This window comes from Streptomyces sp. NPDC020299, from assembly GCF_044387825.1.
Lineage (GTDB): Bacteria > Actinomycetota > Actinomycetes > Streptomycetales > Streptomycetaceae > Streptomyces.
The window spans coordinates 67,027-78,541 of sequence record NZ_JBIRWL010000019.1 but is presented as its reverse complement, the minus strand read 5'-3'; the positions used below and the strand labels follow the sequence as shown (position 1 = coordinate 78,541).

The 11,515-nt window shown below is 69.1% G+C and carries 13 protein-coding genes and 1 pseudogene; 10 read left to right on the top strand and 4 right to left on the bottom strand.

Features of this window, described 5'->3' with window-relative positions; translation table 11 throughout:
• Positions 1-2: 2 nt before the first annotated feature.
• The 4 genes and pseudogenes from ACH45E_RS36475 to ACH45E_RS36460 form a co-directional block, all read right to left on the bottom strand.
• A complete protein-coding gene (locus ACH45E_RS36475; RefSeq protein ID WP_361449541.1) occupies positions 3-1,313 on the bottom strand; it encodes a hypothetical protein in 1,311 nt (436 codons plus the stop codon).
• The gene (locus ACH45E_RS36470; RefSeq protein ID WP_361449544.1) at positions 1,310-1,618 is read right to left on the bottom strand and encodes a hypothetical protein; all 309 of its coding nucleotides are present in this window, start codon (positions 1,616-1,618) and stop codon (positions 1,310-1,312) included. Before ACH45E_RS36470 ends, ACH45E_RS36475 begins: the two co-directional genes overlap by 4 nt.
• A gap of 406 nt (positions 1,619-2,024) precedes the next feature.
• A pseudogene (locus tag ACH45E_RS36465) lies at positions 2,025-2,681 on the bottom strand (hypothetical protein); the annotation flags it as partial.
• A gap of 210 nt (positions 2,682-2,891) precedes the next feature.
• Positions 2,892-3,821: a hypothetical protein gene (locus tag ACH45E_RS36460; protein ID WP_361449547.1), complete on the bottom strand. Its 930-nt coding sequence runs from the start codon at positions 3,819-3,821 to the stop codon at positions 2,892-2,894.
• A 285-nt stretch (positions 3,822-4,106) separates the two neighbouring features.
• On the opposite strand from ACH45E_RS36460, the gene ACH45E_RS36455 reads away from it, so the two are divergent.
• The 10 genes from ACH45E_RS36455 to ACH45E_RS36410 all read left to right on the top strand — a co-directional run bounded on the left by ACH45E_RS36455 (position 4,107) and on the right by ACH45E_RS36410 (position 11,373).
• A complete protein-coding gene (locus ACH45E_RS36455; protein ID WP_361449550.1) occupies positions 4,107-4,838 on the top strand; it encodes a hypothetical protein in 732 nt (243 codons plus the stop codon).
• A gap of 18 nt (positions 4,839-4,856) precedes the next feature.
• Entirely contained in the window at positions 4,857-5,696 is an 840-nt protein-coding gene (locus ACH45E_RS36450; protein WP_361449553.1) for a hypothetical protein, read from the top strand.
• On the top strand, positions 5,693-7,000 hold the full coding sequence (locus ACH45E_RS36445; RefSeq protein WP_361449555.1) for an ATPase, T2SS/T4P/T4SS family: 1,308 nt from the start codon (positions 5,693-5,695) through the stop codon (positions 6,998-7,000). Before ACH45E_RS36450 ends, ACH45E_RS36445 begins: the two co-directional genes overlap by 4 nt.
• A gap of 5 nt (positions 7,001-7,005) precedes the next feature.
• The gene (locus tag ACH45E_RS36440) at positions 7,006-8,031 is read left to right on the top strand and encodes a type II secretion system F family protein (protein WP_361449557.1); all 1,026 of its coding nucleotides are present in this window, start codon (positions 7,006-7,008) and stop codon (positions 8,029-8,031) included.
• Positions 8,028-8,948 (top strand): type II secretion system F family protein, encoded by a 921-nt coding sequence (locus ACH45E_RS36435; RefSeq protein ID WP_361449560.1) that lies wholly within the window; start codon positions 8,028-8,030, stop codon positions 8,946-8,948. The genes ACH45E_RS36440 and ACH45E_RS36435 overlap by 4 nt, the downstream gene beginning before the upstream one ends.
• A 49-nt stretch (positions 8,949-8,997) precedes the next feature.
• Positions 8,998-9,249 (top strand): hypothetical protein, encoded by a 252-nt coding sequence (locus tag ACH45E_RS36430; RefSeq protein WP_361449563.1) that lies wholly within the window; start codon positions 8,998-9,000, stop codon positions 9,247-9,249.
• A gap of 37 nt (positions 9,250-9,286) precedes the next feature.
• The gene (locus ACH45E_RS36425) at positions 9,287-9,748 is read left to right on the top strand and encodes a TadE/TadG family type IV pilus assembly protein (protein WP_390740423.1); all 462 of its coding nucleotides are present in this window, start codon (positions 9,287-9,289) and stop codon (positions 9,746-9,748) included.
• Positions 9,749-10,180, top strand: a complete 432-nt coding sequence (locus ACH45E_RS36420; protein WP_361449569.1) for a TadE/TadG family type IV pilus assembly protein — start codon at positions 9,749-9,751, stop codon at positions 10,178-10,180. It begins immediately after the preceding gene.
• A 41-nt stretch (positions 10,181-10,221) separates the two neighbouring features.
• Positions 10,222-10,638, top strand: a complete 417-nt coding sequence (locus tag ACH45E_RS36415; RefSeq protein WP_361449755.1) for a pilus assembly protein TadG-related protein — start codon at positions 10,222-10,224, stop codon at positions 10,636-10,638.
• A 78-nt stretch (positions 10,639-10,716) separates the two neighbouring features.
• Positions 10,717-11,373, top strand: coding sequence for a hypothetical protein (locus ACH45E_RS36410; RefSeq protein WP_361449572.1), 657 nt, complete (start codon positions 10,717-10,719; stop codon positions 11,371-11,373).
• The last annotated feature ends 142 nt before the right edge of the window (positions 11,374-11,515 follow it).

The following is an 11,515-nucleotide window of genomic DNA, read 5'->3' as shown; positions in this document are numbered from 1 at the left end:
CTCTACCAGTGCGTGTCTTGGGGCAGCTGCCACAGCTCGCCCTTGCCGTCCTCATAGGGTGCGTAATAGGGCTTGTCGGGGAATACGGGGCTCTCGCCGAGCGCCTTGTCGGTGAAGTCGGCGGCCGTACCGAAGGTCGCGGCGCCGACCGCCGTACGGTAGTAGGCCTCCGAGCGGCCGAAAGCATTGGCTGCGTTGGGGAACGTTCCCGCGTTCTGACGGATGTTCTCGACCAGCGCACGGGCGTCGGAGTCACCCAGGCCGAGACGTTCCAGCCGACTGAGTGGAACCTCCGCCTCGTCGGCCACGCGGCCGGCGTTGTCCAGGATTTCCCTGCGCATACGGTTGAGCGTCTGGCGGCCGAACTGCCTTAGTCCGTCATCGCTGGTCTCCGCGATAACCCGCTGGATACCCTCACGCGCCGACTTGTTGGCCCGCACGGCGGCCTTGAGCCGGCTCAGACGCTGAGCTTTCGAAGCAGCCTTGACGGCGTTGTTCGCAACCTTCAGCTTCGACAGCATTCCCACACCGAGAGCCATGGTGACGAGACCGATGCAGTCGACCGCGACTTCGGCGAGGCTGGCCTCACCCGCCAGGTACATGAGGAATCTCGATGCGGCGATGAAGATCGAGATGCCGATGACGAGAACATTGAGACCAGGGATGAAGAGCGCTATGAAGCCGAGTACCGTCGCCACCCAGCCGAGGGCGTCGAGTACGAACTTGATGGCATCGATGTTGTCGTGGATCCAGCCCTTGACGTTGTCCCACCAGCTGTCCTCGATGACGTCGTCCAGCTGGTCACCGATCTTCCCCGCGTAGTGCGCGGCGCGTTCGTCGCGGTCGCCGGTGATTCGGTCGAGCTGGGTACGGTACTTCTGCAGTGGGTCCTCGTCCGTCCCCTTGCCCGCGTCCGCACCGCTGTCGCCGGACTTCTTCTTGGCCTTGTCGGCCTCCAGCTCTTCCTGCTCCTTCTTGGCGTTCGCCAGGACCTTGTCCGCGTCCGACTGGAAGTCCTCCAGCTCATTGGCCCAGTTGCTCAGATGGCCGTGGACGTGCTCGTACCGTTCGGCGACCTCACGGAGGTGCTTCTCCAAGACCTCCGACTCGTCACGCAGTTTGGTGGCGTACTTCCCTTTGAGCTCGTTGTCGTTCTTGATGCCTCGGAGCAGCTTGGCCTGTTCACGGAGGTTCTCAGCGACGCCGACCATGTGCTTCACTTCATCGCGGATCTCCTCCGGGTCGCCCGGTACGGGGTCGGAGTCGGCGAGCGGATGCCAGTCGCGCGGGCGCGGCTTCGAGGTTGCGCTCACTTCTTTTTCTTCCTTGCTTTTCGCAGCTCGTCGGCGAGTTGCGCATCCAAGCCCGTGAATCCGTCGATGGTGGACTTCACCAGTTGTCCCACTGTGTCGACGCTCTCCAGCATCTTGGTCCGGTAGTCGTCCCAGTTGTCGACGAAATCATCCATCTTGTCGGCGATTTTTCCGCTGCCCCAGTAGGGCCTCATGTCATCTCTTCGATGGCCGAGGTTCTTGAGTTCCTTCTGGATGCTCCTCAGCCGGGACTCCGACTCGACGAGCAGGTCGACATTGACGATGAGATCCGAGTCATTCGCCATGAGGGCTGCTCAGCCCTCCCGTGCCGGGACTGGCTGGGAGGCGGCAACGGCAGGCAAAGGATGCTTCATGCTGGGCTCCCCGTGTGACAAAGGTTCAGTCAAGGGCATCGACGGTAGCGGTGGTGCGCCTGGTTTCGCCAGGCAGGGCATCCCGTTGGATGACGATCACCACGGCAAACCGGGGCGAAGAGGGTGTGAGGTATTCGTGGCGATGCCCGCTCGCTCCGGAACCGGCACGTCATCGGCGATGTGTGCCGATGAACGCCCGTACCGGGGCGTCGATCGTCGCGACAGTGGCGAGCAGACTGACCGCCCAGGTCAGGGGTATTGGCTGAACGTCCAGCTCGGAGGGAACGAGCGGCTACGTCCCCACTTGCCTGTGAGGCTCTCACCTTCGGGTGCCGTCTTACCTGTTGACCGCTTGTACTTCCTGCACGGTGACGTCCTGCGTCGCCCCGAAGGCCCCATCGGGCAGGTCACCGCCCGCGTCGCCGGAACCCGTCCAGCTGATCTGCCAGGTGACGGTCGCCTTCAGCTTGTACGTGCCGCCTCCGGAGGAGCGGAGGTACTTGATGCCGCAGGGCGGGGTCTGGTCGGCCTTGCCCTTGGCGTAGGGCTCGCCGATGGAGCCGTCGGCGTTGATGGTGCGCTCACCCGAGGTTGGGTACGTCTGGGCATCGCTGGTGCCGGGCTCCAGCTTGAGGGAGACCGGCTTCGCGGTGGTCGTCGACTGGATGTCGAGGCCGCCGGCATTGAGGGAGGCGGTCACGGAGACCTTCTTGAACTTGGCCTTGTCGAGCCAGGCCCAGATGGCGAGGTTGACCTTGGTCGTCTTGGCGGGGGCCAACGTCACCTCGGTGGTCGGCAACTCAAGCCGGTTGTAGGCGAGCTCGGCCAGCACCTTCGGAGTGACCGCGTTGGCGACAGGCGGGGCATCGCCGGTCTCGACCCAGAAGGGCAGCTTGTCGCAGGCCTGGGCCTCGGGCTCCATCCAGCGGTCTTCGTCGACGACGGAGACCCACCAGTTGCCCTCGTCCTTCTTGTCGAGGTTGTAGTTCACGTAGGAGTCGGACGAGGCCGACGTCTTGTCGACCTTCTTGGTCTTGCGGTTCTTGTTGAACGCCTTGCTCTCGTCCGCGCAGTACGTGACACCGTGGCGAGGGACAGCATGGTCATGGCGGATGCAGCAAGCGGGGCCTGCTTCATGGGGGGCTTCTGTTCGGGGCTGTTGGTGGGTTCTGCGTGTCTGAGAGGAGGGGGCGAACGACGCAAGCTACTCGTCCAGCAACCTCCGCAGCGCAGCCGACAACTCCGGCACCCGCGCCCCGCCCGCCTGTGCCGCCACCACGGCCCTGACGTACGCCACCGCCTCGGTCCGGAGGCGTTGCTTCTCGGCGCCCTGGCGCATGCCTGCCAGCCAGATGAGGATCGCCAGGGGGATGAGGCCGAGGGTGCCGTAGCCGATGGGCTCGTCCGACGTTGCCGCCCACAGGGCGCCGACGACTCCCGCCAGTGCCAGCAGGCAGCCGGCCTCGTCGTGCCAGCCGCCCTCGTCGGCGATCGTCTCGTACGCGGTGACCGCGGGGGGCTTCGGAGGGATCGGGGGCGGGGTGAGATCGATGCGGTCGGTCGTGTCGGGGGCCGGGCCCTCGTACTCGTGTGGGGGAATCTCCTGCTCCGCCAGTACTCCCTCGTACGAGGGAATCGGCGCCGCCGCCTTCCTGCCGCCCTCCCCGCCCGGGCCGGGAGTCCGGCCTTCCAGCCATCCGGGGACGTACTCCAGGGGCAGCCCGTGCGCCCGTGCCACGCCCAGCACTTCGCGGTAACCGGCGAGCGCCGGATGGGTCAGCTCACGCTTCCAGCGGACGCGGATCTGGACGAGGGCGGCCACGGCGACGACGAGCAGTGGGCCGGTGATGAGGAGAGCCGCCTTGCCGGCCCGGGCGGGCAGGGCGGGGGACAGGAAGGGGAGGAGCGCGCCGGCTGTGAGGGTCAGGCCGCCCAGCCATACCAAGGGGCCGCGCTGGGTGGCATCGAGGGCGCGGCGGCGTTCGGTGAGGAGTGTGGTCACCGTCGCGTCGTCCGTGTAGTCGACCCCGCAGCGTGCCCCGATCGCGCGGGCCACCGACAGGGCGCGGGCGTCGGCCGCCAGTGTGGCGCCGTTGAGGGGGAGGAGGCCGGGTGGTGTCGGGGTCCTCGTCACCGGGAGATCATGGCATGGGGCGTTCGCTGGCGCACAGGGGCATGGGCTTGTGGCCTCGGTCGCTCAATTGGGGTGTGAGCAGCGGTAGTTGCGTAGTGAAATGGTTGGCCGGGTGAGGTCGAGGAGTGAGATCGCGCCTTGAGGGGCTTATGTGTGACTGATACGGTGCGATCGCTTGACACTGACCCCGGCGATGGGTATCCGGCAAAAGGGATTCGCGGGTGAAGTGTCCGCTTTTGCAAGGCAATTGGCAGACATTTTCTTGGATGTACGGGGAGCGGTTGCGTGAAGATCCAAGAGCGTACGGGGGCGGGCGCCGGTCGTTCCGTCGCTCCGGCTCAGCCGTCGGTCGGGGACCGGCTTCCCACACCTCCACGTGAGCGCAAGCCCGCGCTGGCCGCGCTCGCGGTGCTGCTGATTCTGCTCGGCGCGCTCGGGGCCACGACGCTCGTGCTGCGGGCCGGCGACCGGATCGAGGTCGTCAAGGTGACCAAGGACATCCAGCCCGGCGAGTCCGTGAGCGACAGCAACACGACGTCCGTCCTGGTCGCCGCCGACGACAGCATCCACTACGTCAAGTGGGAGCAGCTGAACCAGCTCAGGAAGCTCAAGGCCAAGAGCACGATCTACGCGGGCACCGTCGTCATCGGTGACATGTTCGCGGAGGGCGATTCCCTTCCGGCCGGCAAGGCCGTCGTGGGCGTCGCCCTGAAGGAGGGCCAGTACCCGGCGGACATCAAGGCCGGTGACACGGTGGCCGTATACAACGTGGACACCAGCAGTTCGAGTTCGAACAAGACCGGCGGCTCCACGGCCACTTCCTCCGGTGAGGCGATCGTCGACGGCGCGAAGGTGAGCAGCGTGTCCGACGACAGCGACGCCACCATCAGCACCGGCAACCTCTCCCTCACCCTCCTCGTCGACCAGTCCGACGCCGCCGCCGTGGCGCGTGCCGCGTCCGCCGGGGCGGTGGCCATCGTGCACGTCTCCGGCAACGGCAACAGCAACAGTAATTAGAAGGCGGCACCCGTACCCATGGCGCTCATCGCTATCGCCGCCGACAAGGGTTCCCCCGGCGTCACCACCGCGGCCGTCGCCCTCGCGGCGGTCTGGCCGCGGCGCGTGCTGCTCGCCGAGGCCGACCCGGCGGGCGGTGACCTGGTGTACCGCAGTGCCGCCGCGCACGGCGGGCCGCTGAACCCGAACACCGGCATGCTGTCCATAGCCGCGACCGCCCGGCGAGGGCTCGTTCCCGATCAACTCTGGGATCACGTGCAGCCGTTGAGCGGGGGGCTCGAGGTCCTCGTCGGGCTCGGGATCGCCGAGCAGGCCGCCGGTCTTGCGGGGCTCTGGCCGACCCTCGGCCGCGCCTTCGCCTCCCTCGCCGACTCCCCGAACGCCCCCGCCGACGTCATCGCCGACTGCGGACGGGTCAGCGGGGACACCCCGGCCGTGGAGCTGTTCCCGCACGCGGCCCTGGTGCTGCTCGTCTCGCGCACCGAGCCCGAGGCCCTGGCCCGCGTCCGGGATCGTGCCGCCGCCCTCTCCGCCAAGCTGCACGGCGGCCCGCGCGGCGCCGCCGCCCTCGCCACCCCGCTGATCGGCGTGCTGTTGATCGCCGACCCGAGCAGCTCCGGCAAGCTGGTCAACCAGGTCAACGACATGCTGGTGCACGCCCAGACCGGCGCCCGTGTCGTCGGCACCATCGCGGAGGACCCGGCCGGCGCCGAGCAGTTGGCCGGCCGCAGGCGCGGGCGCCTCGACAAGTCGCTGCTCATCCGCTCGGCCCGCAAGGTCACCGCGGACCTCCACCAGCAGTACGGCGCAGCCTGGACCGTACCGACGCCGACGCCCCCCGCGGGAGCCGGGCGATGACCGCTGTCGACCACCAGTTGGTCAAGCGGTTCCGGCAGGACGCCGGTGACCGTATCGCCGAGCAGCGCCGTCAGGACCAGGCGGCCGGCGTCACGCCGATGTCCACGGAGGACGAGCGGCAGTACGCCCGTGCGGTCATCGCCCAGATCCTGGAGGAGTACGCCCGCGCCGAGATCAACGCGGGCCGTACGCCGCTGGACGCGGAGACCGAGGAGCAGTACGCGGCCGCCGTGCACGCCGCGCTGTTCGGGGTCGGGCGGCTTCAGCCGCTGCTGGACGATCCCGAAGTCGAGAACATCGACATCAACGGGTGCGACCAGGTCTTCGTCGGCTATGCGGACGGGCGGGAGGTGAAGGGCGAGGCGGTCGCCGAGACCGACGAGGAGCTGATCGAGCTCATTCAGGTACTGGGTGCCTACTCCGGTCTGTCGTCCCGTCCGTTCGACTCCGCCAACCCCCAGCTCGACCTGCGGCTGCCCGACGGCTCGCGTCTGTCGGCCGTGATGGACGTCACCCGGCGGCCCGCGCTGTCCATCCGCCGTGCGCGCATGGGCAAGGTGTTCATCTCCGACCTGGTCGGCAACGGCACCGTGACGCCCGAGGTGGCGCACTTCATGGCCTGCGCGGTGCGGGCCCGTAAGAACATCATGATCGCCGGCGCCACCAACGCCGGCAAGACCACTCTGCTGCGCGCCCTCGCCAACGAGATCCCGCCGCACGAGCGGCTCATCACCGTCGAGCGGGCACTGGAGCTCGGCCTCGACACCTTCCCCGATCTGCATCCCAACGTCGTCGCGTTCGAGGAGCGGCTGCCCAACTCCGAGGGCCAGGGCACCATCAGCATGGCCGAACTCGTCCGCCGCAGCCTCCGTATGAACCCCTCCCGGGTCATCGTCGGTGAGGTCCTCGGCGACGAGATCGTGACCATGCTCAACGCGATGTCACAGGGCAACGACGGGTCCCTGTCCACGATCCACGCGAACAGCTCCAGCGAGGTCTTCAACCGTATCTCCACATACGCGTTGCAGGCCTCCGAGCGACTGCCCATCGAGGCCAGCCAGATGCTGATCGCGGGCGCGGTGAACTTCGTCGTCTTCATCCAGCGGCGCAACAACTACCAGACGGGCGGCCGCCTCCAGCGCATGGTCACCTCCGTACGCGAGGTCAACGGCGTCGACGGCCGGGTGCTGTCCAGCGAGGTGTTCGCCGAGGCCCCCGACGGACGCGTCGTCCCGCACGCGCCCATAGCCTGCCTGGAGGACCTGATGGCCTACGGCTACCAGCCGCACGGAAGCTGGGGGTGAGCGCCATGACCAGCGCCGTCACCTACGAAGCCCTCGGTTCGCTCGGCTCCCTGGGCGGGCTGTTCTCGACCACCGTCCTGTACTCGATCGGCGCCGGTGTCGCCGTCGGCGGCGGCCTCGCGCTGCTCCTGATCGCCCTACGCGGCCTGCCCGCCAAGCCCGAGCACGAGAAGCACAAGGCCAACGAGCGGGCGGCGGAACTGATCCGGTTCGCCGGGCAGCGCGGCTCGCTCGCCGCCATCGTCGGGCTCGTCGTGCTGCTGCTGACCCGCTGGGCGGTGGCCGGTGTCGCGGCCGGCGTCCTCGTCTTCTTCTGGGACCGCCTCTTCGGCGGCGCGGCGGAGGAGCGGGCGGCCATGCGCCGCGTCGAGGCCCTCGCCTCCTGGACCGAGTCCCTGCGGGACACCATCGCGGGCGCGGTCGGCCTGGAGCAGGCCATCCCGGCCTCCGCGCGGGCCGCGGCCCCCGTACTGCGGCCCCATCTCGACGCGCTCGTCGACCGGCTGCGCGCCCGTACGCCCTTGCCCGACGCGCTCCAGCACCTCGCCGACGAGATCGACGACGCCTCGGCGGACATCATCGTCGCCGCGCTCATGCTCAACGCCCGGCTGCGCGGCCCCGGTCTGCGCCAAGTGCTGGGCGCCCTGGCCAAGTCGGCGCGCGAGGAGGTCGACATGCGCCAGCGCGTGATGGCCCAGCGGGCCTCGACCCGGCGCTCGGTGCAGATCGTCGTCGCGGTCTCCATCGCGTTCGTCCTCGGCCTCGCCGTCTTCAACCGCGACTTCGTGGCCCCGTACAGCAGCCCGGTCGGCCAGCTCGTACTCGCCGTCGTCTGCGGCCTGTTCGCACTCGGCTTCTGGTGGCTGCGCAAGCTGTCCACGATCGAGACGCCGGAGCGCTTCCTGGTGCGCGACCAGTCCGGGGTGCAGTTCGTACGTCCCCGGACGTCCGCCCAGCAGTCGCCGCAGTCACAGCAACCGCAGCAGTCGCCGCAGCCGTCCCAGTCACCGGAGGAAGGGGTACGCCGGTGAACCTCACGATGCCGATCGTCGTCGGCGTGATCTTCGGCCTGGGCGTCTACGCCCTCGTCCGCGCCCTGATGCCGACCAAGCGCAGTGCCGTCGCACAGGTCGCGCGGATCGACGCGATGCGGGCGCGCGGAGCGGCGTACGAATCCACCCGCCAGGCCAAGGACACCGGCCGCATCGGCTCGCTGCGGGCCGAAGTCGGCGCGCGTGTCAGCGAGTTCTATCTCCAGCAGGGCTGGGAGCAGCGCTCGCTGCGCGCCGACCTCGCCGTCCTGGACCGCAGCTGGGAGAACTTCCTGGCGACGAAGGTGCTGCTGGCCACGGCCGGGCTGTTCTTCGGCCCGTTCCTGTTCGCGGTGGTCTGGACGCTCGGCTTCAGCCGCAGCCCGGTCATCCCGGTCTGGCTGGCCCTGCTCTGCGCGGCCCTGTTCTTCTTCCTGCCCGACCTCGAGGTACGGCGGGACGCGGCCGACAAGCGGCGGGACCTGCGCCGGGTCATCGGCGCCTACCTGGACCTGGTCTCCATGAGCCTGGCCGGCGGCCGGGGCCTGCCCGAGGCACTGATGGCCGCCGCCGAGGTCTCCGACGGCTGGGCCAACCAGCGCATCCGCAACGCCCTCGCCGACGCCCGTATCACCGGTGTCAGCCAGTGGCAGGCACTGGGCGCGCTCGGCGAGGAGCTGGGCGTGGAGGAGCTGAAGGACCTCTCCGCGTCGCTGGCCCTGGTCGCCGACGACGGCGCCAAGGTACGCGAGTCCCTCGCCTCCCGCGCCGAGACGATGCGCCACCGCGAACTGGCCGAGATCGAGGGCAGCGCGGGCGAGAAGTCACAGTCGATGCTCGTCGCCCAGCTGCTGCTGTGCGCCGGATTCCTGGTGTTCCTGATCTTCCCGGCGGCGATGCGGGTGTTCCAGGTGTGAGCCGATTCCCGAACTTCTGCCAACTGCTGTATCGAGAGGACAACTCATCATGAACGGACGGAACTTCAGCACCGGGATCCCGGCGATGGACTTCCTGGTCACCTTCTTCCAGGCCCGCGTGCAGCGCGCCCGCTCCGGCGAACTCGACCGCGGTGCCTCGGCGGTGGAGTGGGTCATCATCTCCGCGGTCGTCGTCGCGATCGTCGGCGTGGTGGCCGCGATCATCAACACCGCGCTGAGCGACGGCGCCAACAAGGTCGGCGACTGCATCAAGGGCGCCAGCGCGAGCAAGACCTGCTGATCCGCGATCCGCTGATCACGGGTACGACAAGACGGGGATGACGGGGTTGTTCATGGGCGTGGGCAGATGGGCGCGCCGCCGGACGGAGGCCGCGCGCGGGCGGGCCGGTGATTCCGGCATGACCGCGATCGAGTTCGTACTGCTCACCCCCGTCCTCTTCTTCATGATCTTCGCGACGGTGCAGTTCGCGCTGTACTTCTTCGCCGACCACGTGGCCCAGGCCGCTGCCCAGGCCGGCGCCCGCAAGGCCCGCGCCACGGCCGACGAACAGCCCGGCGGGTGGCGCGGCGAGGCGCGGGACGTGGTCGACTCCTACATCCGCCAACTGGGCCCGCAGCTCGTGCTCTCCCCGGACGTGACGATGCTCCAGCCGGAGCAGCACACGGTCGGCGTGGAGATCACGGCACGGGTGCCGACGGTGTTCCCCGGCCTGGATCTGACGGTGCACGCGCAGTCGTCGGGGCCGGTGGAGCGGTTCGTGAAGGAGGGGGAGAACTAGATGGACTTCGCCTCCGTACGCGAGCGTCTCACGGGTGAGGACAGGGACCGGGGCCTGTCGACCGTCGAGGTCGTCATCCTCGCCCCGGTGATGATCATGTTCATCCTGGTCCTCGTCGCCTTCGGCCAACTCGTCGACGGCCGGGGCGCGTTGGACGGCGCCGCGCGTGACGCGGCCCGCGCGGGATCCATCCAGAAGGATCACGGCACGGCGATGGCCGAGGCCCGCAAGGCGGCCGAGGCGGACCTGTCGGACGTGTGCTCCGGCCCGGTGTCCGTCGTCCAGACGAGCCAGGGCTTCGAACCCGACACCATCTTCACGGTCGAGGTCAGCTGCCAGGTGCGAGGCCTGGCGATGCTGGGTCTGGACGTCCCCACGCGGCTGTCGGCGAGCTTCAGCTCCCCCCTGGACCCGTTCCGGAGGACGGCGTGAGTCATGCTCTGCGGACGTGGTGGCACGCGCGCCAGACACGCATGGACGACCGCGGCTCGGGCGCCGGCGCGGTCATCATCTTCGCCCTGGTCTTCATCTCCCTCGCCGCGTTCGTGATCGACGGCGGTCTGTCCATCTCCAAGCGCGAACGCGCCGCCGACATCGCGGAACAGGCGGCCCGCTACGCCGCCCAGGACATCGACAAGGAAGCCCTCTACGACGACAAGGGCGGCGCCGCGCCGATCAAGTTCGACGAGTGCGACGCCCGGGTGAAGACCTTTGCCCGCGAGATGGACATGAGCGGCGCGGACATCGCCGCGACCCACTGCGTGGCCGCCGACGCCCAAAAGGTCGAGATCGAAGTCCAGTTGACGTACGAGCCGGTGTTCACCGGCATGTTCTACGGCGGGAACGTCGTGGTGCACGGCCGGGCGACCGCCGAGAACGAGGTCGGCTGACCCTTGGCTCTGTTCGCCCGCCACAGGCCAGACCCGGAGGTCCCCCCGGTCCCCTGGGACAGCACGCCCTGGTTCACCGTGACCGACGTGCTGCGCCCGGGCACACTCACCCGCAAGCCGGTGAAGGGCGAGCGCGCGGTGCGGGCGACCACGACGCACGAGGGCGTACGGTATTTCGCCCCGGCCGTGCTGCTGACGGTCGACGGCGCCGAGCAGGCCGCGTACGAGCTGTACGACGCCACGCGGCCGGACGTTCTCCTGTGCTCCCTGACGCCCGACAAGGCGGGCGCCCGCTACCGCGTGGCAGACTCCGACGGCACCGAACTGGGCCACCTGCACCGCACCCCGCCCGCCAAACGGGCCGTTCAGCACGGCTGGTGGCTCCAGCAGCCCGGCCGGCCGGACATCGTGGCCCGCTACAACTGGGCGCGGGGGAGCGCCAAGGACATCGCGGCGCGCGGCAAGGAGAAGGTGGTGCGCGGTGCGGGCGCGGTGGTCGGCGGCGTCGTCGACTCCGTCCTCAGCCTCGGCGTGGAGGGCGATGCCCGGCGTCCGCCGTCCAACGAGGGCTGGCCGGTCACCTGGCGCGCGGAGGGCGAGGCCGAGCCCGAGGTGCTGGTCTGCCGGTACCTCAAGGACTTCGCGGACATCAGGACGTACCACCCGCGCGCGAGCTGGCTGGACCGCCGCCTGGCGCTCGCGCTGGCGGTGGTGCGGGAGGGCGGCAAGGGCTGAACCCGACGCGCGGCAGACGCCAAGGGTTTCTTACCTTCCTCACACCTTGAGACCCCCGTCCCTTACCCGACCCCGGCAGGCTGACCGGTCTGATGGCCGGAAACGGATGCTGCGCCCGGTGACACGGCACGGGGGACGGGGG

What these genes read in the sequence shown, in the direction of transcription:
- ACH45E_RS36470 (WP_361449544.1), bottom strand. Translation starts at nt 1,618, where the DNA reads ATGGCGAATGACTCGGATCTCATCGTCAATGTCGACCTGCTCGTCGAG.
- ACH45E_RS36450 (WP_361449553.1), top strand. Translation starts at nt 4,857, where the DNA reads ATGGCGCTCATCGCTATCGCCGCCGACAAGGGTTCCCCCGGCGTCACC.
- ACH45E_RS36445 (WP_361449555.1), top strand. Translation starts at nt 5,693, where the DNA reads ATGACCGCTGTCGACCACCAGTTGGTCAAGCGGTTCCGGCAGGACGCC.
- ACH45E_RS36440 (WP_361449557.1), top strand. Translation starts at nt 7,006, where the DNA reads ATGACCAGCGCCGTCACCTACGAAGCCCTCGGTTCGCTCGGCTCCCTG.
- ACH45E_RS36430 (WP_361449563.1), top strand. Translation starts at nt 8,998, where the DNA reads ATGAACGGACGGAACTTCAGCACCGGGATCCCGGCGATGGACTTCCTG.
- ACH45E_RS36425 (WP_390740423.1), top strand. Translation starts at nt 9,287, where the DNA reads ATGACGGGGTTGTTCATGGGCGTGGGCAGATGGGCGCGCCGCCGGACG.
- ACH45E_RS36420 (WP_361449569.1), top strand. Translation starts at nt 9,749, where the DNA reads ATGGACTTCGCCTCCGTACGCGAGCGTCTCACGGGTGAGGACAGGGAC.
- ACH45E_RS36415 (WP_361449755.1), top strand. Translation starts at nt 10,222, where the DNA reads ATGGACGACCGCGGCTCGGGCGCCGGCGCGGTCATCATCTTCGCCCTG.